A 26366-nucleotide genomic window follows, 5' to 3' on the forward strand; every position below is an offset into this window, starting at 1 on the left:
ACCTAATTAACTTCGCAGTAACTACGAAATCCTAAGTTATCGAGAGAGAAATAGCGCTTTAGTCCTTAATAAAAAGTTAGAAAATATATGGTTGGGGCGCGAACGGCGCTAATAAAATAGTTTCTCCCAGGGGACGCAGATTCCTCTATTGTCTGGGAACGGTAACAATAAAATAGGTTATTTTACCGAACACGATCGTGAGCATCTCTGCTCCGAGTAAAAAGCACAACAGAGATGCTCCCACACGATATCATTCGGATTCCCTGGTTGATGGCTGGAAAATTAGTTAAAATAAGTTATACCATTTTTGATTTTAGACTTCGGCGCGAGCGATCGCTCGAAGGATTGTAGATTAAAGAATTGGGAATGACTGACTGGATATGGGTTGGCAGCAGGGGTCTACAGTTGCATTCTTTTTTGAAGCGCGTCTTAAAAAAGTGCGATTCCCTACGGGATAGCTACGCACGCGCGTACTCTCCAAGCGACCTATCGGTAACAATAAAGCAGGTACTCTCATGCTGAGTGTCGAGATCCCAGCTTAATCAAGCAACAGGGCCCATCGGGAGTTCGACTGTCAAAACCCAGCTAAAACCGTCCACTAATTTTGTCATGACGCTCAGCACTCTCGCTCCCGACACCCGGTTTCTTCACCTCAGTCGGGCAGTCAAAAAAGCGAATTTTGGCAGAAACCGGGTTTTTGAGCGTAAGTTCAGTATCATAAGATGATATCCTTTGTCAGGGTGCAATCTACATTCAGAGCATTAGTTTGTTGACAATCGAAAAATTGTTGAGAATATACCAACCACCAACAGGGTGAGGACGTTCTTAATTGCTAAAATTCTTGCGTTCGATTGTTTTTTCTTTATGTGTTGCTTCTTGTTACCCGCTCGCGACAAGCCAGCGAACGAAGCCTAAGGGTGCTGCCGGGTCTTCTTCCTTTTGCTATAAATATAATCAGCGCAGTTTGAAAGATTGTCGATAGCAGAGATGGTCGATCGGCTTCTCCATAAAACCTATGATTTGCTCGCGACTCGCGTACCTTTGCACTAACTGTATAGCTGGGTATATATAATATTAATTAAAAAGATATACTGTAGAAAGTTGCCTACAAAGCGCCAGAAATTATGCACCCCCACCTCCAGCGCCAACTCGAACAGCTCGGTTTAGTCGGCGAGTCCCCCCCTCCCACTGCCGAGCAGTGGCAGCTATTGTTAGAGCAGGTAAGTTGTAGCTATGACTGCGCAGGGAGCCAGCAGAAACCGCTGCTGCAGGTTTGTTTGCTCTCCGAGCCGGTGGCGCTACAGGATATTGCCCCCTCGCCCCAGTCGCCTCAAGACTCTCCAACAGCTTCATCCATCGATCGACTGCGGGCGACTGTCAACAGTTTGGGGGCCCGATTGTGTATCATTGACGCGAAGGGGTTTGTCATATCGGTGAATCCAGAGGTCGAAGGCTTGCTCGGGTTTGGAGAGTCGGAACAGGCAGGTGTTTCCCTGCTAGAAGGCATCGCCAGTCAGCAAAATCACAGCAAGAAATCCCAAGTTGTGACGGCTCCGAAACAGTCGCCAAGCAAAAGTGAAGATGCAGCGATCGCACCTACACTAGGTTTACAAGAGGCGAGAGCCTCCGGTCAACCAAGCAGCAATTGGGAGGATCTGTTTCAAAGCCGCGACGGCAAGATTTTACCAGTTTCCTATTTTTTTTATCCTGCTGTTGAAGGCGGCGAAATCTCATTCTTGGTGTTTTTTGACATTTTTGACATTAACATTATTAGAGAAAACAAGCAATTGCTCTCGATGCTGCAAGCAGTTCTAGAATCTACAGATGCGAGAATTATGGCGGTTGACAGCAACGGCAATATATGCAATTTTAATCAGAAATTTATCGAGATGTGGGGTTTGTCCGCCAGCCAAGGAAACTTGAGCAGATCGACCTTCGACCGTATCAAAAAAACTATCTTCACAGAATTACCCTTCGCCCGGGAACAATTAAAAGACCCCCAAAGATTTATCGAAAACGTGCTGGAAGTGTCGGCAGATCCAGATACTAAAATCAGCGAATTATTAGAATTTAAAGACGGAAAAATTATCGAATTAAATTCGTTACCATCAAAAAAAGTCGGCTCGAACAGAGTCGGGAGAGTCTGGATATTTCGAGACGTTACCGAGCGCAAAAAAGTAGAACAATCATTGCAGTATAGAGTAGAATTAGCTCAGTTGATTGCCAGCTTGTCAACTCATTTCATCAGCGGGTCATTATCAGAAATAGACAAAGGCATCGCTCGAACTCTGGAAGCGGTCGCCACCTCGATCGAGTTTGACCGCAGTTACATCTACCTGTTATCTTTAGACAAAACCCGCGCCGACAAAACCTACGAGTGGTGCGCCGCCGGCATTCCGGCAATAAAAAACAGCACCCACAAACAAATAGACATCGCACAAATCCCTTGGATCGCAGAAAAACTCGATCGCGGCGAATGCATCTATATTCCAGAAATCAGCAAACTCACACCCCCAGCAATCGCCGAAGTTGCCTATTTGAGCGGTCAAAATCCAGCAGAATTCCAGACAGACTCCCCATCCCAAACAGCCAATCAAACAGCAATCCCCTCCATACCTTCGATTGGCGATTCCGTCAATAATGTAGAATCAAAAAAACCGCAAGAAAATATCCAATCGCTGATAATAATTCCCCTAATTTGGAGTAAAATTTTAGTAGGATTTCTCGGATTCGATGCCTTAAAGCAAAACGCAGGTCAATCGCCCGAAATATCCACACAGCTAAAAATGGTAGGAGAAATGCTCGCCAATGCCCTAGAGCGCAAGCGAGCAGAAATTGCCTCGCTCCAAGAGAAATCAAGCTACCGCAGCATCTTTGAAAACGCAGTCGAAGGCATATTCCAGACAACGCCTTCAGGCCGGTACCTCCGCGCCAATCGCGCACTAGCCGAGATTTACGGCTACGAATCCTCTGCCCAAATGCTAGCCGAAGTCACAGATATCAACCGCCAAATTTACGTTGACCCCAATCGCCGCGCCGAGTTTATGGCCCAATTGGGCGCGGTTCGCCAAGTGTCAAAATTTGAATCCCAAGTATACCGCCGAGACGGCAGCACGATCTGGATTTCTGAAAACGCCCGCAGCATCTGCGACGAAAGCGGCAGGGTTTTGTACTACGAAGGCACAGTCCAAGACATCACCGCTGGCAAACTTGCAGAATCCGCCTTGCATCAGGCTCTAGAAGCAGCAGAATCAGCCAACCGGGCAAAAAGCACATTTCTGGCCAACATGAGCCACGAACTGCGCACACCCCTCAACGCCATTATCGGCTACAGCGAAATGCTCACAGAAGAAGCCGAAGAATTGGGCGATGAAGCTTTCGTCCCGGACCTCGAAAAAATCCGCAGCGCCGGCAAACACCTGCTGTCGATGATCGACGACATCCTAGATATCTCTAAAATTGAAGCAGGTCGAATGGATCTCTACTTAGAAACCTTCGACATCCATGCCTTAATAGAAAGCGCTGTCGCCACGGCGAGGCCGCTGGTCGAGAAAAACGGCAACACCGTAGAAGTGAACTGTCCAGACAACCTCGACACCATGCACGCCGACATGACCAAAGTCCGGCAAGTGCTGCTGAACCTGCTCAGCAACGCTGCCAAGTTTACGCACAATGGGAAAATTGCGATCGGAGTGGAAAGAATTAAAAATGAACAATTAAAAATGATAAATCAAGAGGAATCTTCCCAAATTTTAATTTCCAACTCCGAGTTTTTAAGTTTCCGCGTCGCCGACACCGGTATTGGCATGACAAAAGAGCAATTGCAGCGAGTTTTCCAACCTTTCACCCAAGCTGACGCCTCGACTACCCGCAAGTACGGCGGCACCGGTTTGGGACTAGCTATCAGCCAGCGCTTCTGTCAGATGATGGGCGGCACCATTGAGGCCAGCAGCACCTTGGGCTCCGGCAGCACCTTCACCGTACTCTTGCCCAGGGCCATCCAACAGCCGGAAATCGCCAACAAAGTCAGCGACAGCGCTAGGAGTTCTCCGGGGGCCCCCACTGTCGGCACGGTGCTGGTAGTTGACGACGACCCACTCTCGCGGGATTTGATCGAGCGCGCCCTCTCTCGTCAAGGACTGCACATAGAAGTCGCCGACGGCGGCGAGCAAGCCCTCAGACTCGCTAAACAACTGCGGCCTGATGTCATTACCCTCGACGTGATCATGCCGGGAATGGACGGCTGGACTGTGCTCTCGGCCCTGAAGGCAGATCCTGAGCTTGCCTCGATTCCGGTAATCCTGCTATCCTTTGTGGGCAACAAAAGCCTCGGCTTTGCATTGGGCGCCTCGGACTACCTCACCAAACCAGTGGACGGCAAACGGCTGGCTGCTTTGTTGAACAAGTACCGACGCGACCAAGACGGCGTTGCAAGTAAGAAGTTGACCGGTCAGATTTTAATTGTGGAAGACGACGTTGCCACCCGCAAAATACTGCGACGCATACTAGAAAAACAAGGCTGGGCAGTAACGGAAGCTGATAGTGGGCGCACTGCTCTCGAGAAGCTAGAAATTGCCCGGCCACATTTGATTCTGCTGGATTTGATGCTACCAGACATGGATGGCTTTGAGTTGATCGGCGAACTTCGCAAATCGCATTCTCGAGATCCTATACCCATAGTAGCGATCACGGGTAAAGACCTAACTTCAGCCGAAAGCCAGCAGCTAAACGGCTACGTCGCTCGGGTACTACAAAAGGGAGTCTACAGTTGCGATACTTTGTTGCGCGATGTTCGCTCTATAGTGAATGACAGGTTCGATCGCAGGTACGACTCGAAAGGCAAGGAGAAAACCAATGGCTAAAATCCTGTTGGTCGAAGATAACGAAATGAATAGGGATATGCTTTCTAGGCGTCTGGCCCGCAAGGGACACGAGGTATTTATTGCTGTTGACGGTGCTGAGGGAGTGTCGATGGCGCTCGCCAAAGTACCAGATTTGATTCTGATGGATATGAGTCTGCCAGTGCTAGACGGGTGGCAAGCAACCCAGCAAATTAAGGCGACTCCTGAAACTAGCAGGATTCCGGTGATTGCGCTGACGGCTCACGCCATGGCGGGCGACCGCGAAAAATGTTTGGCCGCCGGCTGCAACGACTACGACACCAAACCGGTCGAGTTTCCCCGACTTTTGGGTAAAATTGAAATGCTTCTGAAAGAGGCTATGACATGAAAGCTGACGAGGGCAGCGTACTGGTTGTTGACGACAATGAGGTAAACCGCGATTTGCTCGCCCGCCGACTTCAGCGTCAAGGGCACCTCGTGACTGTTGCTGAAGATGGTCTCCAAGCTCTGGAAATGTTGCGAAGAGATCCTTTTGATTTGGTTCTCCTAGACATTATGATGCCGCAAATGAACGGCTATCAAGTGCTGGAAAATCTGAAGGCGGACGAAAAGTTGCGCCATATCCCGGTGGTGATGATTTCGGCGGTAGACGATATCGATAGTGTCGTCCGGTGTATAGAGTTGGGGGCAGAGGATTATCTTTCTAAACCGTTCAATCCGGTATTGCTCAAGGCTCGGATTAGCGCTTGTCTGGAAAAGAAGCGGCTGCGGGATAAGGAGCAGGCCTATTTACAGGAGTTGGGCCTGGAAAAGGAAAAGTCCGAGCGTTTGCTGTTAAATATTTTACCGAAGGCGATCGCGCAGCGCCTCAAACAGGGGGAAAGTACGATCGCAGACAGTTTCGCTGAGGTAACAGTGATGTTTGCCGATTTGGTCGGTTTTACAAAGCTTTCGGCTCATTTGTTGCCTGCCCAGTTGGTGGAGTTGCTCAACGAGATTTTTTCGGCTTTTGACGAGTTGGCCGATCGCTACGGACTTGAGAAAATTAAGACGATCGGCGATGCTTATATGGTAGTGGGCGGTTTGCCGACGCCCTGCGACAACCACGCCGACTCGATCGCCGAAATGGCGCTGGACATTCAAGCAGCCATGACTAAGATACATACCAAGGGAGGCCAGCCGCTCAGCATCCGCATCGGCATCCACACAGGCCCGGTGGAAGCTGGGGTAATCGGTACTAAAAAATTTACTTACGATTTGTGGGGAGATACGGTAAATACAGCTTCCCGGATGGAATCTCAAGGCGTCTCCGGCGCCATTCAGGTGACAGTTGCTACCTACGAGCGCCTGCGGGATAAGTACGTTTTTCAGGAGCGGGGCGTGATTCCGGTGAAAGGCAAAGGCGATATGATGACTTATCTGCTTGTGGGCCGAAACGCTTAATTAATCATTGGGCATTGGGCAAACAGGGCATTGGGCATCGGGTATCGGTAACTAATATCAACAGTCAACAGTCAACAGTCAACAGTCAACAGTCAACAGTTAACAGTCAACAGTCAACAGTCAACAGTCAACAGTCAACAGTCAACAGTCAACAGTCAACAGTCAACAGTCAACAAATTATCAAATGAACGTAAATTCTAGCCTTTTAATGTACGCCCAATGGGCGGGAATTCTGACTGTAGCTTTAGCTATTTTAACAGTTATAGCATTTATCTTCAAATGGGGTTTTCGCTTCCGATTGGTAGGAGTGACAAGCTTTATGGGCGTAATTGCTGCGGGTATATTCGGTCTGGGTTTAGGACTGTTTTCCCGTACAGAAATTCCTGGTGCGGTGCGGTATTCTTTAGTTTACGATACTGGCGGCGCTCAAACAGTAGTTACTGTGCCGCCTTCGATCACCGAATCGGAATTAGAAGCAACGATGCAGCAAGCGGCTGCGGATTTGTACTCTCCAGGGCGATCGGGACCGGGCAGAGACTACATGACAATCCGGGTTCGTACAATTGTACATCCAGAGCCGGGAGTGTCGCAGCCGCTGTTTTTGGGCGAGGTGAGGCGATCGCTCGCGACTCGTTATGATGACAAAATGGCGATCGAAATCTTCCCCGAAAAAGTTGCAATTCTGAAAAAGTATCAAGCCTAAAAGTAGGGTGCAGCAGCATTCTTAGGACTTAGGCATGGGAGTCCAGAAACCGGGTTTTTTACGAAAATTATTCGTTGTAACGGGCAGATTCGGTAAAAAACCCGGTTTCTTTGGTGGTAGTGCGTAAGTTCTAAAAAAATAATTTTATTTTAACTTAAAAAAAATAATATAAAATTATGACTCAAGAGTCAGAAAAATTACTAACAAACCTCTACAATGCTTTTGACCCATTCTATCCTTTACCAGCAGGAGATCCGCAGTATGTTGACTGTCGGGAAGTGCGAGGAGATGGCGATATTATCGAAGATTTGGGCAGAAAGATTAAGCTATCGCAGCGAATGACTTGTCAGTTGTATGCTGGACATCGCGGTGCGGGAAAGTCAACAGAATTGCTGCGACTTCAGGAATATTTGCAAAATCAAGGCTGCTTTGTAGTCTATTTCGCGGCTGACGACGAAGATATTAATCCCGAAGATACTGAATATACTGATATTTTGCTAGCTTGCACCAGACATTTGTTAGAATCACTTAGAAATGCTAACTCTAAACCTTTACGCGATTGGATGCGAGATAGGTGGGAAGATGTGAAAGATTTAGCCCTAACCGAAGTGTCTTTTGAAACATTGAGCTTAGAGTCGCAAATTGCTCAGTTTGCCAAACTGACCGCGAATGTCAGAACCGTACCGAGTCTGCGCCAACAAATTCGAGATAAAATTAATCCCCACACGACGACGCTGATGGATGCGCTGAATGAGTTTATTGTTGATGCTAAAAAAAACTTGCCGGATAAATCTTCGCAACTTGCAGTGATTGCCGATAATTTAGACCGAATTGTGCCGTTTTCCCCGGACGGGAAACGCAGCAATCTCGACGAAATCTTTTTAGACCGCACCGAACAACTCAAAGCTTTAGATTGTCATGTCATTTACACCATACCGATTTCTATGGTGTATTCTAACCGCGCTACTGAGTTAATCAATAATTATAACGACCCGCAAGTGTTGCCGATGATTATGGTGCAGAATCCAGACGGCAGCACCAACGAAGCGGGACTGGCTAAAATCAAAGAGTTGATTGAAAAGCGGGTAAAACAAGTCAATCCGAATCAATGTTTAGAAACAGGAGTGTTTGAGAGTCGAGAAACTCTAGAACGCCTGTGTTTGATGAGTGGGGGTCACGTCAGAAATTTGCTGTTGATGATGCAAGAAGCAATAACTCGTACCGAAGATTTGCCAATTACTGCAAAAGCAGCGCAAAGGGCAATTACTCAAGCGCGGGATGTCTACCGCAGAACTCCTGAAGAAGGCGAATGGCAAATTTTAGCTAAAGTCTCCCAAACTCAGCGCATACTGAACGATGAACAGCACCGCAATTTATTGTTTAGCCGCTGTATTTTGGAATACCGATTCTATGATGAAGAAGGAGAAATGCAGCCTTGGTATGATGTTCACCCGCTGATTAAAGGAATTAAGCAATTTAAAGATTGTCTTGCACAACTTCAGCCATGACAGCAGAAATAATTGATTGGGATGCCGATTTACCGCCAGCAGAACCAGAGGAAGAATATCAAACTATGGTACGAACTCTCAAACGGACAGATGGTTTCCAGTTGTTGTTTGTTGAGTGCTCGCCGGCGGTAGGGGAACGCTTGATTGCGAAAGTTCAAGCAGATGTGCCGCAGAAAAAGATTGAGGTGTTGTCGCTGGATGAGTCGGTTTATAATTTTTATAACATAATTAAAAATTTGGCAGACAGAGATGCAATTAATATTCTGTTTGTGAAAGGCTTAGAATATTCACTTTATGAATATGAGAAAGAAAAAAAAGAGATAGGATGGGAAAGCAAGGATATTTATTCTTATAGTTGGCGGGGTGTGCCGCCTGTTTTAATTAATTTAAACCAGCAGCGGGAAAGGTTTAGAGATGATTTTAAGATGTGTTTTGTGTTCATTTTGCCTCGTTTTGCAGTTAATTATTTTATCCAGCGGGCTCCGGATTTCTTTGATTGGCGATCGAGTTTATTTAAGTTGTCAATTGATAAAGAACTGCTGCAACTAGAATCAAGGCAGGCTTGTTCCGAAAGATGGAAGCGAGAAGATTATCTAGCTTTGACTCCCCAAGAACGGAAACGGGAATTGGTGAGGATTCAATCTTTAATTCATGAGGATGGGCAAACACCCGAACAACAAGCAGAATTGTTTTATGAACAAGGTTTATTGTATGGCTATACTGAAGAATATGCAAAGGCGATCGCCTCCTACGACAAAGCCTTAGAATTCAAACCCGATTATCCCGCAGCCTGGAAAAATAGGGGCTATGCACTGGGTAATTTAGGAAGATTAGAAGATGCGATCGCCTCCTACGACAAAGCCTTAGAATTCAAAGCAGATTATCACGAAGCCTGGAACAATCGGGGCAATGCACTGTATAATTTAGGAAGATTGGAAGATGCGGTCACCTCCTTCGAGAAAGCCTTAGAATTCAAACCCGATTATCACGAAGCCTGGAACAATCGGGGCATTGCACTGGGTAATTTAGGAAGATTGGAAGCAGCGATAGCCTCCTTCGAGAAAGCCTTAGAATTCAAAGCAGATTATCACGAAGCCTGGAACAATCGGGGCATTGCACTGGGTAATTTAGGAAGATTGGAAGCAGCGATAGCCTCTTACGACAAAGCCTTAGAATTCAAAGCAGATTCATACGAACCCTGGAACAATCGGGGCATTGCACTGGGTAATTTAGGAAGATTGGAAGCAGCGATAGCCTCTTACGACAAAGCCTTAGAATTCAAAGCAGATTCATACGAAGCCTGGTACAATCGGGGCATTGCACTGGGTAATTTAGGAAGATGGGAAGAAGCGATAGCCTCCTTCGACAAAGCCTTAGAATTCCAACCAGATGATGACGCAGCCTGGAACAATCGAGGCATTGCACTGGGTAATTTAGGAAGATGGGAAGAAGCGATAGCCTCCTTCGACAAAGCCTTAGAATTCCAACCAGATTATCACGAAGCCTGGTACAATCGGGGCCTGGCACTGTAATTTAGAAAGAGGGGAAGAAGCGATCGCCTCCTACGACAAAGCCTTAGAAATCAAACCAGATTATCACGTTGCCTGGTACAATCGGGGCAATGCACTGCGTAATTTAGGAAGAGGGGAAGAAGCGATCGCCTCCTACGACAAAGCCTTAGAAATCAAACCAGATTATCACGTTGCCTGGAACAATCGGGGCACTGCATTGCGTAATTTAGAAAGAGGGAAAGAAGCGATCGCCTCCTACGACAAAGCCTTAGAAATCAAACCAGATTATCACGTTGCCTGGAACAATCGGGGCAAGGCACTGGATGATTTAGGAAGAGGGGAAGAAGCGATCGCCTCCTACGACAAAGCCTTAAAAATTAAACCAGATTATCACGTTACCTGGTACAATCGGGGCAAGGCACTGGATGATTTAGGAAGAGGGGAAGAAGCGATCGCCTCCTACGACAAAGCCTTAAAAATCAAACCAGATTATCACGTTGCCTGGTACAATCGGGGCAAGGCACTTGGTAAATTAGGAAGATTAGAAGCAGCGATCGCATCCTACGACAAAGCCTTAGAAATCAAACCAGATGATGACGCAACATTTTATAATCAGGCTTGCAGCTATGCGTTAAACGGTCAGATTGACCAAGCGATTCAGAATTTGCAGCAAGCGATCGATCTGAACCCTGACGAATACCGAGAAATGGCAAAAAGTGACTCGGATTTTGACAGCATTCGATCGCATACTCGGTTTCAAGCCTTGATTCAAGAATAGGGATTTGCCGCCCAAGCGGGAGCGGGGCGGGTTTATGAGATTGTCGGTTTTAGGCAATTATTGTTGGTAAAACCCGCCCCTACAGCATCAAAAACACTCGGATTATTTCTTAGTCTCTTAAAGACGTACTTCCCTTGACAAGACGCGGTTTCAACCGCCGATATATCCAGAGGCTTAGGTAAAAATTATATCTTGGGTGAGGCTTGTCACACCTCAGTGCGATTGCCTTTTTGTCTGTTATACACAGTCATCTAAAAAAAGTAGTATAAATCTATACATACAAATCCCCATCGAGGGTTATATTGAAAAAGATCCGAAAATCCAGTAAAATGGCGATAAATAACCAAAGAGTAGCGCTCCAAAGCACTCAAAGGTAAAAATAATCAAAAAAAGAAAAGTATCAATTAGATAGAAAATAAAGAGGTGAGACCCCTTGCAAAAATTAGCCAGCATAGAAAAGCCGATCGACTTTGGGGAAAAATCCACAGCAGAGAACACCCAAAAAGCTCAAACATTGTACGATCGGGGCAACGCCCTAGAAGCAATGGGACGGTTGTCAGCAGCGATCGAATCTTGGGAAAAAGCGATCGAACTAGAACCACAATTTTATGAAGCGTGGTACAACCAAGGCGTAGCCCTCAGAAAAGTGGGACAGCTAGAAGAAGCTGTGACAGCCTACAACAAATCCCTAAAAATCAAACCAAATAATCCAGAAGCTTGGTATAATAGGGGCAACGTTTTGCGGAAAGTCAACAGACTCTCAGAAGCGATCGCCTCCTACGAACAGGCGATAAATTTCAAGCCAGACTACCACGAAGCTTGGACGAACCGCGGCAACACCCTCGTCAGCTTAGAAAAATTATCAGAAGCGATCGCATCCTACGACAAAGCGATCGAACTCAAACCAGACTACTGCGAAGCTTGGTACAACAAAGCATTTACCCTCAGCAAATGCAACGAAAATAAAGCCGCGATCGCCTGCTACGACAAAGCGATCGAACTCAAACCAGACTTGCATCAAGCCTGGTACAACCGCGGGTTAGCCCTAACGGATGAAAAACTCTACCCGGAAGCCGTCGCCTCTTTCGACAAAACCCTGGAACTGTGGCCGAAGTCCGCCGAAGCCTGGAACAAACGCGGCACAGCGCTGGCACAAATGGGACAATTTGAAGCAGCGATCGCATCCTGGGACAAAGCCCTGGCACTGAAGCCAGACAACAGCGAAACCTGGTACAACCGCGGCTTAGCCTTGGCTAACTTAGAACGCTTTGAAGAAGCAGTCGCCTCTTGGGACAAAACCCTAGAGTTGCAGCCAGAAAACACCGAAGCCTGGTACAACCGCGCCGTCGCCCTCAAAAAAATTCAACGATTTACCGAAGCCATCGCCTCCTACGATAAAATCATCGCACTCAAACCAGACGATCCAAACCTCTACTATCAAAAAGCTTGCCTTTACGTCCTAGAAAAAGAAATAGGCGAGCTCACAAACAACCAGGAACTTGTGACCGCCAGCACAGCCAAAGCGATCGAAAACTTGTCAAAAGCGATCGAACTAAATCCGAAAAAATACCGAAAACTGTACAAAAATGACTCAAAATTGCGTACAATACGAGAAGAAGTGCGGTTTTTAGCTTGATTTCAGGGTAGCAATGATTGATGGATACCTATGCCGCACTGCAACCTTTGTAGGCACAACATCACCATAAACCCAATCATGCAAACCCTAAACAAAACTCAAGCAAAATTCGCTCAATTGGCAGCCCACCTCAGAGAAGTTAACGACATCGAATCAGCCTCGTCGCTACTGCACTGGGATCAAGCAACCTATATGCCCGCCAAAGGTGCCAATGCCAGATCCCGCCAGTTGGCCACCCTCAAACAAATATCCCATGAAAAATTTACCGACCCCAAAATAGGCGAACTCCTAGAAGACTTGCGTTTCTACGAACAAACCCTCCCCTACGACTCCCTCCCAGCCAGCCTGATTCGCATCGCCCGCAGAGACTACGAACACGCCGCCAGAGTCCCTGCAGCCTTCATGTCCGCACTCTGCCGCCACCAAGCCGACTGCTACGAAGCTTGGGCAACAGCCAAAGCAGCCAACAACTTCGCAGCCGTCGAGCCCTATCTCGAAAAAACCCTAGAATTAAGCAGGCAGTACGCCGACTTTTTCCCCGGATACGAACACATCGCCGATCCTTTGATCGATCGTAGCGACTACGGGATGAAAGTATCCCTGCTGCGCCCGCTTTTCGCCAAACTGCGTCAAGAATTAGTGCCGATAGTCGAAGCCATCACCTCCCAACCTCCGGCCGACGACTCCTGCTTGCACCAAAACTTCCCCGAATCCCAGCAACTAGAATTCACCCGCACAATCGTAGAACGCATGGGGTTCGACTTCCAGCGGGGACGGCAAGACACCACCCTGCACCCATTCATGACCAATTTCTCAATAGACGACGTGCGTATCACCACCCGCGTCTATGAAGACCACCTGGATCAAGCACTTTTCAGCAGCATCCACGAAGCCGGACACGCCCTCTACGAACTCGGAAATTCGCCGGAATTTGAAGGCACGCTTCTGGCAGGCGGCGTCTCCTCCGGGTTGCACGAAAGTCAGTCGCGACTGTGGGAAAATATGGTCGGGCGCAGCCGCGGTTTTTGGGAATGTTTCTACCCACAACTCCAAGGCGTATTTTTGCGACAGTTGGCACAGGTATCCACTGACGCATTTTACCGGGCAATTAACAAAGTCTCGCGATCGCTCATCCGCACCGACGCCGACGAAGTAACCTACAACCTCCACGTCGCCATCCGTTTTGACCTAGAATTGGCAATGCTAGAGGGAAAATTAGCAGTGCGAGACCTCCCCGAAGCCTGGAACGAACGCTATCACACCGACCTCGGCGTTGTCCCCGCCAACGACGGCGAAGGCGCCATGCAAGATGTTCACTGGTATGTTGGTACGATCGGCGGAATGTTCCAAGGTTACACCCTCGGCAACTTGATGGCCGCTCAATTCTACGAAACAGCAGTAAAAATCAATCCTGAAATTCCCGTACAAATAGAACGGGGCAATTTTACTGTACTCCACGAGTGGCTAAAACAAAACATCTACCAGCACGGCCGCAAATACACCGCCGTCGAATTGATCGATCGCGTTACTGGTTCACCTTTAACTATCGATCCTTTTGTCCGCTACATCCGCCACAAATACGGAGAATTTTATGTCATTTGAGGGAGAGCAAGTTCACATTGCAGACTTTAAAATGACGTAAAAAAAGTAGCCCCCTAAAAAAAAGGGCGATACTCAAAAAGTATCGCCCTTTTTTTACAGGGAAAATCAAAAATCATACATAACGGAGTATCTATGTCTGAACTCTTTCAGGCTGTTATCGCTAGCGACGAACAAACCGATTTGCGTCAGTTTGTCAGCGATTTGCGGGTTTTGGGCAACAAATATTTGCTAAGAAACGACATAGTTAACGCTTTTGCCGCCTACTGCACCAAATACGAAAAGCCGGAACAGTTCCATCAATCTTCTCATTTGAGCAAACTGATTTACTGCGTTCAGGAAATTATTCTCGAAGATGACAGCCTTTGCATCCTGCTGCGGCCAAAAATTGCTAGTATAGAAATAGTGCGACTTGGAGACGACTTGAGGGTCCAGCAGATGACAGTGCAAGAATTGCTGGACGCGGGCGATCGCTTCGTCAACCACTTTCACCCCCAAGAAGGCGACATCCTCGAACTAGATTTCGGCCCGTTTTACGACTATTCCCCCATAATTCGCGACCCCAAAAACATCGGCAAAGGAGTGCAATTCCTCAACCGATACCTGTCGGGCCAACTGTTTCAAAACCCCAGACAATCGCAGGAAACACTATTTAATTTCTTGGGCATTCACCGCTGCAACGGCGTACAATTACTAATTAACGATCGCATAAAATCCCAAGCACAACTTTCAGAACAAGTCAAAAAAGCCCTCACCTTTGTCAGCGAACTTTCTGAACAAGAACCCTACGAAAGATTTCGATTAGTTCTGCAAAAGATGGGTTTGGAGGCAGGTTGGGGAAATACTGCGGCCCGCGTGCGTGAAACCCTAGGACTTCTTGACGAATTAATTGATGCCCCCGAGCCGCAAACCCTAGAACAATTTATTTCTCGCATCCCGATGATTTTCAACATTGTCCTAGTTTCTCCTCACGGCTGGTTCGGCCAAGAAGGAGTTTTGGGGCGACCGGATACGGGAGGTCAGGTAGTTTATGTCCTCGATCAAGCCAAGAGTTTAGAGAAACAACTGCAAGAAGACATTCATCTTGCCGGTCTCGATAGTTTAGGCGTAAAACCTAAAGTAATTATTCTCACCAGGTTAATTCCTAACAGCGATGGTACGCGCTGCAACCAACGTTTAGAAAAAGTTTACGACACAGAAAATGCTTGGATTTTGCGGGTTCCCTTCCGGGAGTTCAATCCCAAACTGACTCAAAATTGGATTTCGAGATTCGAGATTTGGCCTTATTTGGAAACTTACGCGATCGATGCAGAAAAAGAATTGCTGGCTGAGTTTCAGGGCAAGCCAGATTTAATTGTCGGCAACTATTCGGACGGCAACTTGGTAGCGTTTTTGCTGTCTCGCAAACTCAAAGCTACTCAGTGCAATATTGCCCATGCGCTGGAAAAGTCTAAATATTTATTGAGCAATCTTTACTGGCAAGAATCCGAGGAAAAATACCATTTTGCGCTGCAATTTACGGCAGATATCATTGCCATGAATGCAGCTAATTGTATTGTCACCAGCACCTATCAAGAGATTGTCGGTCAACCCGATAGTTTTGGTCAGTACGAATCTTACAATTGTTTTACGATGCCGGATTTGTACCACGTTGTGAATGGGATTGAACTGTTCAGCCCTAAATTCAACGTCGTGCCACCGGGAGTCAACGAAAGCGTGTACTTTCCCTACACGCGGATAGAAGACCGGGTGCAAGACGATCGCGATCGGCTCAAGGAACTGCTGTTTACCCTAGAAGACCCGGAACAAGTCTTTGGAAAACTCGACGACCCGCAAAAGCGCCCTTTGTTTTCCATGGCCAGGCTCGATCGCATTAAAAACCTGACAGGCTTAGCAGAATTGTTTGGAAAAAGCCAGGAACTGCAAGAAAAATGCAACTTAATTCTAGTAGCTGGCAAGCTGCTGGTCGAAGAAACCGACGACTACGAAGAAGCAGAAGAAATTAAAAAGCTCTACGCAATTATCGACCAATACAACCTCCACGGTAAAATTCGCTGGCTGGGAGTGAGGCTTTCCAAAAGCCTGTCCGGGGAAATCTACCGGGTAATCGGCGACAGCCAAGGTATATTTGTGCAGCCAGCATTATTTGAAGCTTTCGGCTTGACAATTCTCGAAGCAATGATTACCGGCATTCCGACTTTCGGCACGCAGTTTGGCGGCCCGCTGGAAATCATTCAAGATGGGGTAAATGGGTTTTATATCAACCCGACAAACCACCCGGAAACAGCCCAAAAACTTCTAAATTTTTTATCTGAATGCGAACAAAATCCCAACTATTGGCAGGAAATTTCAGCGCGAGGGATTGACCGAGTTTACAGCACCTATACCTGGAAAATTCACACTACCAAGCTGCTGACGCTGGCCCGAACTTACGGTTTCTGGAACTACTCGTCCCAGGAAAACCGCGAAGATATGCTCCGCTACATAGAAGCGCTGTTTTATCTGATTTACAAGCCAAGAGCAAAGGCTTTATTGGCAGAACACGGAAATCGATAAAAGGCGAGTTTGGCTTTTTACGGGCGGGTCGAAGGAAAAAACTTGGGCTCTCATATCAAATCCGCCCTTCATCGGAATTATCCATCTCTCTGTTCTCTTCCTCAGCGTTCTCTGCGTACTCTGCGGTTTAATAATTCCAATGCAACCGGAATTGACATCATGGATCAACTTTGTACAAAACCCGGCCGTAAAGATTTGTGAATGACAGCAGGTTTTGTACCATAGGACTGAGGATAAAAAACGCGGTTTCTACAAAAAAATTGGCTTTGGCAACGAAACATCTCGGAAAAAACCGCATTTCGGAGAAATAGTGCGAACCGGCCCTTCATCTAACTCGTAACTTCCAACTCGCAACTCCTGACTGAGGCGGTCCTCATTGCCGAACTTCTAGAAGCAGCAGCAGATATAGCAACCGCGCCAGACGGTTAGGACGTTCTTAATGGCCCAAACCAATTCGGTCTATTACCCCTTCCCTCGGACTTCTTGTTACCCGATCGGCTTCTTCCTTCTTCCCTCAGACTTCTTGTTACCCGATCGGCTTCGTCGAAGGGCTTTATTCCTTCTTCCTTATTCCTTCTTCCTGACATCTGTTACATCCGTTAAATCCCGTACATTGATCGTTGCCGAACTTCCTTCTTCCTGACATCCGTTACATCCGTTACATCCGTGGAGCGAATCCGTTGCCGAACTTTCTTCTTCTGCTATATGTTTCAGAAAGCAGTCCGGGTAATACAATAAGATTTAGAAACTTGAAAAGAGGGAAACCTTGTCAAACTTCACTAACCGGATGAAATTTATGCGTGTGACTACTGTGACGATTTTCAGCTTGATCGCTTTGCTCGTTCCTGCGTTGACCAAAAAGGCAACTGCTGCTTTCGAGTCGAAACCCTTTGTGCAGGAACAGTACCGCAGAGACTTTACGAATCCCGCCGATCCGGGTGCGTCAGTATCGCCCGAGGGAAATTCCCAAGGAGATATGTTTAACAAGCCTTTTTACGCGGGCGAGCAGGCGCCAGTGAAAAAAGAAAAAACTATCTCGGCGGGAGCTGACGGGCCAGAAGTTGCGGCGATACAGCAGCGCTTGCAGGTGCACAGTTTCAATGTGGGGACGATCGACGGTACCTATGGAGCTCGTACCGCATCGGCTGTGAGTGCCTTTCAGCAGTCTAAGGGGTTGAAGCCAGACGGCATTGTGGACAAAGAAACTTGGACAGCTTTGGCAGCAGATCCGGCGCCTGCTTCTGAAACTGTGCAGAGCAATGCTCCAATTGTGAGCAATGCTGGTGTTCCGGCGAATCCTCCAACTGTTTTAAATAAAGGCGCTGTCGGTTCCAAGGTGAAGACGCTACAGGTGCGTTTGGACATACAGGGTTACGATCCGGGCCCGATCGACGGTATTTTTGGCGCTCGCACTGCTACGGCTGTCAAGAGCTTTCAGCAGGATAAGGGTTTAACTGCTAACGGTATGGTGGACGCAACAACCTGGAAAGTCCTGGGCCAAAAGTAAGTGACGAGTGAAAAAATACGGAAAATTGTTGTGGCTATAACTCATCATTGAACCCGGTGTCCAAAAATGACCGGGTTTCTCGATGTTGAGCGATCGAGCAATTGAGTCATCAGCCTGCGGAATTATCAGTGGGTCGCTTTCTTCAATCTAAAATCTAAAATCTAAAATCGGTTGACTGTTGACTGTTGAGTGTTGACTGTTGACGGAAAGCAGGCTGGGTAAAATCCCCCTGATCGATCACTGGGTCGCCGTATTCAATCTAAAATCTAAAATCTAAAATCTAAAATCGCTCGATCGAGCTATGTGGTCTTAAGCCTGCGGATTTATCGGTAGGTCGCCGAATTCAATCTAAAATCTAAAATCTAAAATCTAAAATCGATTGACCGATCGCTCTGTGGTGTGCTATAGTGTTTAAATCTCAAAATGCGGATATGGCGGAATTGGCAGACGCGCCAGATTTAGGTTCTGGTTCCGAGAGGAGTGAAGGTTCAAGTCCTTTTATCCGCACTTAAAATTTTTATAGTAAAATACACAACCCCAGCCTAGGGTCGGGGTTGTGTATTTTATGTGGGTTGATACTCAATCTGAGTTGAAAAGCCTTACTTTTTTTAATCGTTCTTGAGTGCTTGCTGAAAAGTTTTGATAGCATCAACACGATCGACCAGATTAATGCAGCACAACAGCAATTCAAAGTTTATCCCTCGCACTTCCTCGCTCTCAGCAATCTTTTCACAGTCCAAATCCTTCGGCTTCACTGTCAGCTAGTGCTTCTTGTGCCTGATTTCGAGAAGAGAGAATGTTTGGCGTTATTACGATCGCCACTACCAAGAAATCGATCGCCTGATTGTTGCTCATCAAGCGGATGATTGAAAGGGTGAGGCTTTATTAAGAGTGAAAATTTGGCGCTCGTTACGATCGATTGTTTGCGTAGCCTTTTTCCTCAAACAGGATATTTCCCTCATTCCAGCAATCCGGCAGGGGTTGAAACCCCTGCCTCAAAGCGAAAGTCCTCTCAAAGAGGACTAATGAGTTTTTCAGTCCTCTTTGAGAGGACTTTCCCTATTAGACAGGGAATTGATTCCCTGGCGGACTCTCGGGTGGGCCAGAAGGCTCGGTGGACTCACAGCAATCCGGCAGGGGTTTCAACCCCTGCCTCAAAGCGAAAGTCCTCTTAAAGAGGACTAGGGAATTGATTCCCTGGCGCACTGTCGGGTGGGCCAGAAGGCTCGGTGGACTCACAGCAATCCGGCAGGGGTTGAAACCCCTGCCTCAAAGCGAAAGTCCTCTCAAAGAGGACTAATGAGTTTTTCAGTCCTCTTGGAGAGGACTTTCGCTATTAGACAGGGAATTGATTCCCTGGCGGACTCTCGGGTGGGCCAGAAGGCTCGGTGGACTCACAGCTTAAGTTGTCACGCCTTGGTCACTGCCGTGTCGTGATTCCCCCCCACCCAACAAAAAGTCCTGTCACAATAAAATGAATCCTACCGAGAGACAAAGGGCATGACGCGAGAGGAAGCAGTGCGGCGAATTCACCGGGCAGCCGAGGAAAATTTGACCCAACTGGATTTGTCGGGGTTGGGGTTGGAGGAATTGCCGCCGGAGATTGGCAAGTGCACGCAGCTTGAGACGTTGGTGTTGGGGAAGTTGGAGAAAGGGGAATGGGTTGATGGTAACTTGACTCCGAAATTAATCACCAATCACTTAAGCGCACTGCCAGAGGAATTACGATCGCTCGTAAATTTGCGCTCGATCGACCTCAGCGGCAATCCATTCGGAAAAATACCAGAATTGCTGCTGGAAATTAAGCAATTAGAGAGTTTAAATTTAAACAGCATTGGTTTAAAAGAAATTCCAAAAGAGATCGGCCAACTGTCCAATCTTACAGAGCTTAATTTCCGTTACAATCAAATAATACAAATCCCAGAAGTGCTTGGCCAACTGTCGAACCTGACAGTGCTTCACCTCTTTAACAATCAGATCGCTCAAATCCCACAAGCGCTCGCTCAATTATCCAATCTGACAGAGCTTTACCTCAGCAGCAATCAGATTGCCCAAATCCCCAAAGCGCTCGCCCAGCTATCGAATCTGACAGTGCTTCACCTCTGGCACAATCAGATTACCCAAATCCCAGAAGCGCTCGCCCAACTATCGAATCTGACAGTGCTTCACCTCTGGCACAATCAGATTACCCAAATCCCAGAAGCGCTCGCCCAACTGTCGAATCTGAAAGAGCTTGTCCTCAGTCACAATCAAATAACACAAATCCCAGAGGCGCTCGGTCAACTGTCGAATCTGACAGAGCTTGTCCTCAATCACAATCAAATAACACAAATCCCAGAGGCGCTCGGTCAACTGTCGAATCTGACAGAGCTTAACCTCAGTCACAATCAAATAACACAAATTCCAGAGGCGCTCGGCAAACTCTCGAATCTGACACAACTTGTCCTCCATAACAATCAGATCGCCGAAATTCCAGAAGCGCTCGGCAAACTATCCAATCTGACACAGCTTTACCTCCGCAGCAATCAGATTGCCCAACTCCCAGATGCGATCGGTCAACTATCTCATCTGACACAGCTTTACCTCTTTAACAATCAGATCGCCCAAATATCAGATGCGATCTGCCAACTGTCCAATTTGACACACCTTGACTTCAGAAGCAATCAGATCGCCCAAATCCCAGAGGCGATCTGCCAACTGTCCAATCTGACACACCTTGATCTTAGAAGAAATCAGATTACCCAAATCCCAGAGGCGATCTGCCAACTGTCCAATCTGACACACCTTGACCTGATTAACAATCAGATTACATCTATCCCAGAAGCCATCCGTAGCATGGAAAAGCTGGAAAAACTGGATTTGCGAGGTAATCCGATACCAATTCCCCTGGAAATATTGGGCGGAAAACAATCATCTCAACCTGGCGATTTGCGTGCCATTCTCGATTTCTACTTCCAAACCCGCGACCCCGACGCTACCGAAGAACTCAACGAAGCCAAACTTTTGATTGTCGGCGAAGGCGGATCGGGAAAAACTACCCTAGCAAACAAACTCCTCAACCCCGACTACGAACTCAAAGAACAAGAACCCAGCACCGAAGGCATCGATGTCATCCGCTGGGAATTCACACAAGCCAACGGCAAACCATTCCGCGTCCACATCTGGGACTTCGGCGGACAGGAAATATACCACGCCACGCACCAATTTTTCCTCACCGAACGTTCCCTCTATATCCTCCTCGTCGATAACCGCCGCGAAAACCCCAACCTCTGCTACTGGTTGAACATCATCGAACTCCTCAGCAACAGCAGTCCCGTCTTCCTCGTCCAGAACGAAAAACAAGACCGCCGCTGCGAAATCAACTTTTTCCAACTGCGCGGTGACTTTGAAAACCTAGAAAAACGCCTCACCACCAACCTCGCCGACAATCGCGGACTCGAAACCCTCCAGCGCGCCCTACAACACCGCATCACCACCCTCGATCACATCAGTACCGGAATCCCCAAACGCTCGGCAAACGTCCGCCACGTCCTGGAAAACTACGCCCGACGCAAAACCCACATCGAAGTCTCTGAGTTCTACGACATCTGCGCCACCCACGGCTTCGACAAATCCGACAAACAGGCCATGCTGAGTCTGAGCAAGTATTTGCACGACTTGGGTATTATCCTCCACTTCCAAACAAATGCTGACAAAAAAAAATCTATCCTCTTCAACTGGGTCATCCTGCGTCCCGAATGGGCAACCAACGCCGTCTACAAAGTCACCGATAACGAACAAGTCATCGCCAATTGTGGATACTTCACCGACGAAAACCTCAGCGAAATCTGGATCGATAGACAATACCAAGGCCTCCACGATGAGCTACTTGAGCTCATGGAAAACTTCAAAATTTGCTACCGAATCCCCGGCCCACGGGGACACTACATCGCCCCGCAACTGCTCCCCCGGGAAGCACCAGACTACGACTGGGACGACACCGACAACCTGATTGTGCGCTACGAATATAAGTTGTTTATGCCCAAAGGCATCATCACCAGGCTGATTGTAGAGATGCACGGCTTGATTTGCCGCCCGAATTTCGCTCCCTCTTCAGGTGCCGCTAGTGGGGATATTGTCTGGCGTGAGGGCGTTCTCCTCGCCGACAACTACGCCAAAGCCGAAGTCATCGAGAATTATGATCAACGAAAAATCAGCATCCGCGTATCTGGAACCCAGAAAAACTATCTCCTAAATAGGATTCGTCACAAACTCTGGGAAATTCATGATGATTACGATAAGCGCCTCAAATACGAAGAATTAATTCCCTGCAATTGTTCCCAATGCAAAGGTAGCCAAAATCCCTATTCCTATGACTTTGAGGCTTTGCGCGACCGTTTGGCAAATCGCAAGTACACAGTGGAATGTGGCAAACCGCCATCCTATGAAGAGGTCCAGGTGCGGCGCTTAATCGAGGATTTTCCCGACTATTCCCAAGAGAAAGTGCCTGGAATGGAGCGATCGGATGCGGTAGATTATTCTAGAGAGCATCCCAGTTTTCCCCAAAACCTTTCCTTAACCTTTATTAAGAAAATGACTCAAGATTATTCCCAAAAAAACCACTTTGAAGGCTCACAAATCGGCAGCTTCGCTAAGGAAGTAACAGACAGCGCCCTAGAAGTTAGCAACAATACATTCAATCAAACCAATAACGCCAATACCGCCGAACTTCTGAAACTGATTTCATCGATGCGTGAAACCGCGGCACAATTCCCCGAAGACGAACGCGAAGAAGTGTTGATGGAAATTGGCAACGTGGAAGAACAACTAAACAAACCCGAAGAAAAGCGCAATCTGAAACTCATTGCGAAAAAATTGGGGGCTATTTTAGCGATCGCGGGGACTATTGCTTCTCCGATCGCAAACATGGCAGATTTTACCAACAATGTCACCGATTTAGCTCAAAAAGTCGGTGTCGAAATCCCGATTCACTGGGTACAGTAAATAAAAAAACAGAATACTTATATACCCAACTTCTTTAGCAAGTCTGGACACGGCAATGCCGTTTCCCTACCCGAAAATAATCGATAGCCCTCGATGAGAGATGTAACCATCGCCCGATTAATTTTCGGGAAACGGCCTGGCGCGGTGTCTTGACTGTGGGTAATACAGCAGATTCCACGTTGATAAATTACACCCGTCAAGCGCAAGCTGTAGGGAAACGGCACTGCCGTGTCCTCTATCGAAAGCTATGTACCTCACTTACCTAAAAAATGCTGTATCAATTCCGATGCCACCGGAATTGATATTACGCATGGGAGCGCAGAAACCGAGTTTTTGCCCTGAAGACGCCATGCAGGCCTTTAACGGCGCAAAAAACCCGGTTATGAAGGTTTTTATCCGTAACTCCTACTTGTGTAGAAGCGATTTCGATCGCCGATTTTTATCTTAACTTTTTGAGTTTCTTCAAGTGCGATCGCCTCAAATTTTCCACCAACCGCCGCAACTGACTCAAATTACCCGCTTCGCCGCCATACTTCCAGCGCACGTAAGCTTGCGAAACCTCATCAATCACCTCAGCTTCATCAGTGGGATGATTCCCGCGCATAGCCTCAGCATACTCCAAAGGCGTTTGAGCTTTCTGCTTGGCAAAACCCCTACTCGCCAAATCCTTCAGCATTTCCTGATAAACCCCCTCCACCGGCGGCAACTTCGCCAGCCAGCGGCGGAGGCGCCACTTGCGCCAGACTTGCCAAATTAACCAGCCAATAAAACCAAAGGCGATCGCAGCAATCAAACCAGTAAATAACCCCACCCAACCCTTAGCAAACTGTCCCAGAAACCAGCCCACAATCAAACTTATCCAGCTAATTAGAAAACCTATAACTGAATCGAGCCCGCTTCTGACAGGAGTCGGTAACCAACCCGCGATCCACTTCCAAAACGATTCCAGCGCACTAAAAGTCTGGTTGTCTTCCACCGAAGCCGGAATCAGCGGATAACCGGGAATCGGATTAAAAGCAAACCAGCCATTATTGGGAAAATATACCTCCGTCATCAAAAAAGCGTCGGTATTTTTCACAACATAGTAACCTGTAAACGGGTTGAATTCTCCCGTATCGAAACCGCCCACCAGCCGCGCCGGAATCCCGATCGACCTCAGCATAATTGTCAATACCGTCGAAAAGTGGTCGGGATATCCACCTGTAACTTTTTTGACCGCCTGGGTGTTTTTGTAGCCAAACAGAAAAGCCTGGACTAAATCTTCACCTTCTTCTAAGTAAGGCAAAGCTTTTTCTATTTTGTAATTCGGATTTTGCTTTAAATATTGGGCCAAATACAAAGCTTTTTCGTAGGGAGAATCGATCGGTCTGTCCGACTGAGATACTCTAGTTCTTGCCGCCAAGATTTCTTCAGTTTTTTCTCGCACCTTCTGGGCAATTTCCGGCGGCACCTCCAAATAGAAGTTGCGAATATTTTTCGGGTACTTAGTACCAGCTTTTCCCAACAAAGAGCGATCGCGAAAAGGCACATTAGAAATCACCGTATAAGTCACCCCGTCCCCCAATTCCGTAGGCGCTCGCAAACCCCCCTCCGCATCAATTGCCACCTCTGGACTCGGAAAATAAAGCTCCTTCGGCTTGTTTAAAGCCGGAATCAAATTCGGCATTGGAGCAACAATATTATAAGTTTGAATCACCTCTTGAGTCCGAGGCGCATTGGGAAAAGGATTCAGATAAAATTGATAAGACCACCTAGGTCGGGTCAGCTTTTGAGCTTGTTCGTTGCGAGAAATTTCCCAACCCTGACCGGTGTATTTATCAAAGCCCAACACCCGCCAAAAACCCGCAGCCTGCGATCGCACCCGCATCACCACTTGAGGTTTCATTTCCCCCCGCAAATTTTGATTGATGCGCTGGTTGAAACCGTAATAAAAAGTAGGGTCCACCTCTCCTGGCCCTTTGTCTGGGTTTCTCCCCCTTCCTCCGCCAGTTCCTTTTTCATTTCCCCCTCTCACATACCCCGGATTCAGAATGCTGCGGGAGTCAAACTCCCCCTGATATTCAATAGGAGCACTCACCGGAAAAGTCCGCAACTGATAGCCAGGGAGGCGCGGCAAAAACGCAAAAATAGTCAGCCCCAACCCGACAGTTATCAGCAGCAGAAAACCAAAATACTTAGGAGACAAAGTAGCCCTAAATAACGACCAGTTCTTGTTTTTCTCTTTACCTTCTACCGAATACTTTCTATCTTCTACCTTTGAGAGTCCCAAGCGCGATCGATAATCCAACACCAAAGTCGGAAGCACTAAAGCCAAAAACACCAACAGCAGCGGCCCAAAAGTCAAGGTTTGACTGAGAGTCGCTGCTACGCTCAACAGAATCAGCCCGATGACTATCGAATAGCCCAAATCCTTGCGGCGGGGCAAATCGAAGCTGTGCAGCACTTGAAGTTGGATTAACAGTTGCGCCAAAACTAACCGCGTATCATTCAATTCTCCCACTAAGCGACTAAAAAAACCGAACAGTGCCACCAGCATTCCAATAGCTATGCAGAACTTAGCAGCTACATTGCGATCGCGGCGGCGGTACCAACTCCAAGTTGCTCCCACAATACTAACAGGCACAGCCCACAGGTTCAGGGGTTCTTCAGCAGCAACGTCAGTAGCTACAATTCCCACAATTACCAACAACTGAACTAGGATTCGCAGCAGTAAAGAATCCTCAACCACCGGCGGAGGCATCGCCTCGATCTGCTGCCACAGTTTACCCAAAACAGGTACATTTCGCAGGTTATCAGTTGTCATGTGCACCCATCCAACGATTTTAGATTTTAGATTTTAGATTTTAGATTTTACCCACAGATAAATCTGGGTTCTCACTAATATCTAAATCTTCTTTCCCTGTCAAACAATTTTAGATTTTAGATTTTAGATTTTATCCACAGATAAATCTGGGTTTTCACTAATATCTAAATCTTCTTTCCCTGTCAAACAATTTTAGATTTTAGATTTTAGATTTTAGATTTTATCCACAGATAAATCTGGGTTTTCACTAATATCTAAATCTTCTTTTCCTGTCAAACGATTTTAGATTTTATCCACAGATAAATCTGGGTTTTCACTAATATCTAAATCTTCTTTTCCTGTCAAACGATTTTAGATTTTAGATTTTAGATTTTATCCACAGATAAATCTGGGTTTTCACTAATATCTAAATCTTCTTTCTCTGTCAAACGATTTTAGATTTTAGATTTTAGATTTTATCCACAGATAAATCTGGGTTTTCACTAATATCTAAATCTT

General features: G+C 47.1%; 17 protein-coding genes, 1 tRNA gene and 1 pseudogene. 15 read left to right on the plus strand and 4 right to left on the minus strand.

Annotated elements, in window-relative coordinates:
* Positions 1-1124 precede the first annotated feature (1124 nt).
* The 12 genes and pseudogenes from QUB56_RS03825 (at position 1125) to QUB56_RS03880 (ending at position 16575) form a co-directional block, all read left to right on the plus strand.
* Positions 1125-4862 (plus strand): response regulator, encoded by a 3738-nt coding sequence (locus QUB56_RS03825; protein WP_332953310.1) that lies wholly within the window; start codon positions 1125-1127, stop codon positions 4860-4862.
* On the plus strand, positions 4855-5229 hold the full coding sequence (locus QUB56_RS03830; RefSeq protein WP_332953312.1) for a response regulator: 375 nt from the start codon (positions 4855-4857) through the stop codon (positions 5227-5229). Before QUB56_RS03825 ends, QUB56_RS03830 begins: the two co-directional genes overlap by 8 nt.
* On the plus strand, positions 5226-6284 hold the full coding sequence (locus QUB56_RS03835; RefSeq protein WP_332953313.1) for an adenylate/guanylate cyclase domain-containing protein: 1059 nt from the start codon (positions 5226-5228) through the stop codon (positions 6282-6284). The genes QUB56_RS03830 and QUB56_RS03835 overlap by 4 nt, the downstream gene beginning before the upstream one ends.
* A gap of 14 nt (positions 6285-6298) precedes the next feature.
* Positions 6299-6472: a hypothetical protein gene (locus QUB56_RS03840; RefSeq protein WP_332953314.1), complete on the plus strand. Its 174-nt coding sequence runs from the start codon at positions 6299-6301 to the stop codon at positions 6470-6472.
* The gene (locus tag QUB56_RS03845) at positions 6469-6987 is read left to right on the plus strand and encodes a Ycf51 family protein (RefSeq protein WP_332953316.1); all 519 of its coding nucleotides are present in this window, start codon (positions 6469-6471) and stop codon (positions 6985-6987) included. Before QUB56_RS03840 ends, QUB56_RS03845 begins: the two co-directional genes overlap by 4 nt.
* Before the next feature lie 176 nt (positions 6988-7163).
* Entirely contained in the window at positions 7164-8495 is a 1332-nt protein-coding gene (locus QUB56_RS03850; protein WP_332953318.1) for an ATP-binding protein, read from the plus strand.
* Positions 8492-10027, plus strand: coding sequence for a tetratricopeptide repeat protein (locus QUB56_RS03855; RefSeq protein WP_332953319.1), 1536 nt, complete (start codon positions 8492-8494; stop codon positions 10025-10027). The genes QUB56_RS03850 and QUB56_RS03855 overlap by 4 nt, the downstream gene beginning before the upstream one ends.
* A gap of 49 nt (positions 10028-10076) precedes the next feature.
* A pseudogene (locus QUB56_RS03860) lies at positions 10077-10172 on the plus strand (tetratricopeptide repeat protein); the annotation flags it as partial.
* 51 nt (positions 10173-10223) lie between these two features.
* Positions 10224-10784 (plus strand): tetratricopeptide repeat protein, encoded by a 561-nt coding sequence (locus tag QUB56_RS03865; RefSeq protein WP_332953320.1) that lies wholly within the window; start codon positions 10224-10226, stop codon positions 10782-10784.
* Positions 10785-11217: 433 nt separating this feature from the next.
* The gene (locus tag QUB56_RS03870) at positions 11218-12420 is read left to right on the plus strand and encodes a tetratricopeptide repeat protein (protein ID WP_332953322.1); all 1203 of its coding nucleotides are present in this window, start codon (positions 11218-11220) and stop codon (positions 12418-12420) included.
* A gap of 78 nt (positions 12421-12498) precedes the next feature.
* Entirely contained in the window at positions 12499-14022 is a 1524-nt protein-coding gene (locus QUB56_RS03875; RefSeq protein WP_332953323.1) for a carboxypeptidase M32, read from the plus strand.
* A 132-nt stretch (positions 14023-14154) separates the two neighbouring features.
* Entirely contained in the window at positions 14155-16575 is a 2421-nt protein-coding gene (locus QUB56_RS03880; RefSeq protein WP_332953325.1) for a sucrose synthase, read from the plus strand.
* Positions 16576-17000: 425 nt separating this feature from the next.
* Here QUB56_RS03880 and QUB56_RS03885 read toward each other — a convergent pair whose 3' ends face one another.
* Entirely contained in the window at positions 17001-17162 is a 162-nt protein-coding gene (locus QUB56_RS03885) for a hypothetical protein (protein ID WP_332953327.1), read from the minus strand.
* A gap of 209 nt (positions 17163-17371) precedes the next feature.
* On the opposite strand from QUB56_RS03885, the gene QUB56_RS03890 reads away from it, so the two are divergent.
* Together QUB56_RS03890 and QUB56_RS03895 are read left to right on the plus strand one after the other, a co-directional pair.
* Positions 17372-18082: a peptidoglycan-binding protein gene (locus QUB56_RS03890; protein ID WP_332953329.1), complete on the plus strand. Its 711-nt coding sequence runs from the start codon at positions 17372-17374 to the stop codon at positions 18080-18082.
* A 425-nt stretch (positions 18083-18507) separates the two neighbouring features.
* Positions 18508-18589 (plus strand) — tRNA-Leu (locus QUB56_RS03895).
* A 101-nt stretch (positions 18590-18690) separates the two neighbouring features.
* Here the strand turns inward: QUB56_RS03895 and QUB56_RS03900 are convergent.
* Together QUB56_RS03900 and QUB56_RS03905 are read right to left on the minus strand one after the other, a co-directional pair.
* A complete protein-coding gene (locus QUB56_RS03900) occupies positions 18691-18837 on the minus strand; it encodes a hypothetical protein (RefSeq protein ID WP_332953330.1) in 147 nt (48 codons plus the stop codon).
* A complete protein-coding gene (locus tag QUB56_RS03905; RefSeq protein ID WP_332953332.1) occupies positions 18812-18937 on the minus strand; it encodes a hypothetical protein in 126 nt (41 codons plus the stop codon). The genes QUB56_RS03900 and QUB56_RS03905 overlap by 26 nt, the downstream gene beginning before the upstream one ends.
* Before the next feature lie 645 nt (positions 18938-19582).
* Here QUB56_RS03905 and QUB56_RS03910 point away from each other — a divergent pair.
* A complete protein-coding gene (locus tag QUB56_RS03910; protein WP_332953333.1) occupies positions 19583-23065 on the plus strand; it encodes a leucine-rich repeat domain-containing protein in 3483 nt (1160 codons plus the stop codon).
* Positions 23066-23504: 439 nt separating this feature from the next.
* Here the strand turns inward: QUB56_RS03910 and QUB56_RS03915 are convergent, their stop codons facing one another.
* Complete coding sequence (locus QUB56_RS03915) at positions 23505-25868, minus strand: transglutaminaseTgpA domain-containing protein (protein WP_332953335.1); 2364 nt, start codon at positions 25866-25868, stop codon at positions 23505-23507.
* Positions 25869-26366: the final 498 nt, after the last annotated feature.

It is taken from the genome of Microcoleus sp. AR_TQ3_B6 (genome assembly GCF_036702785.1).
Classification (GTDB): Bacteria; Cyanobacteriota; Cyanobacteriia; order Cyanobacteriales; family Microcoleaceae; genus Microcoleus.

What these genes read in the sequence shown, in the direction of transcription:
- QUB56_RS03825 (WP_332953310.1), top strand. Translation starts at nt 1,125, where the DNA reads ATGCACCCCCACCTCCAGCGCCAACTCGAACAGCTCGGTTTAGTCGGC.
- QUB56_RS03830 (WP_332953312.1), top strand. Translation starts at nt 4,855, where the DNA reads ATGGCTAAAATCCTGTTGGTCGAAGATAACGAAATGAATAGGGATATG.
- QUB56_RS03835 (WP_332953313.1), top strand. Translation starts at nt 5,226, where the DNA reads ATGAAAGCTGACGAGGGCAGCGTACTGGTTGTTGACGACAATGAGGTA.
- QUB56_RS03845 (WP_332953316.1), top strand. Translation starts at nt 6,469, where the DNA reads ATGAACGTAAATTCTAGCCTTTTAATGTACGCCCAATGGGCGGGAATT.
- QUB56_RS03850 (WP_332953318.1), top strand. Translation starts at nt 7,164, where the DNA reads ATGACTCAAGAGTCAGAAAAATTACTAACAAACCTCTACAATGCTTTT.
- QUB56_RS03855 (WP_332953319.1), top strand. Translation starts at nt 8,492, where the DNA reads ATGACAGCAGAAATAATTGATTGGGATGCCGATTTACCGCCAGCAGAA.
- QUB56_RS03875 (WP_332953323.1), top strand. Translation starts at nt 12,499, where the DNA reads ATGCAAACCCTAAACAAAACTCAAGCAAAATTCGCTCAATTGGCAGCC.
- QUB56_RS03880 (WP_332953325.1), top strand. Translation starts at nt 14,155, where the DNA reads ATGTCTGAACTCTTTCAGGCTGTTATCGCTAGCGACGAACAAACCGAT.
- QUB56_RS03885 (WP_332953327.1), bottom strand. Translation starts at nt 17,162, where the DNA reads ATGTCAGGAAGAAGGAATAAGGAAGAAGGAATAAAGCCCTTCGACGAA.
- QUB56_RS03890 (WP_332953329.1), top strand. Translation starts at nt 17,372, where the DNA reads ATGCGTGTGACTACTGTGACGATTTTCAGCTTGATCGCTTTGCTCGTT.
- QUB56_RS03905 (WP_332953332.1), bottom strand. Translation starts at nt 18,937, where the DNA reads ATGAGCAACAATCAGGCGATCGATTTCTTGGTAGTGGCGATCGTAATA.
- QUB56_RS03910 (WP_332953333.1), top strand. Translation starts at nt 19,583, where the DNA reads ATGACGCGAGAGGAAGCAGTGCGGCGAATTCACCGGGCAGCCGAGGAA.
- QUB56_RS03915 (WP_332953335.1), bottom strand. Translation starts at nt 25,868, where the DNA reads ATGACAACTGATAACCTGCGAAATGTACCTGTTTTGGGTAAACTGTGG.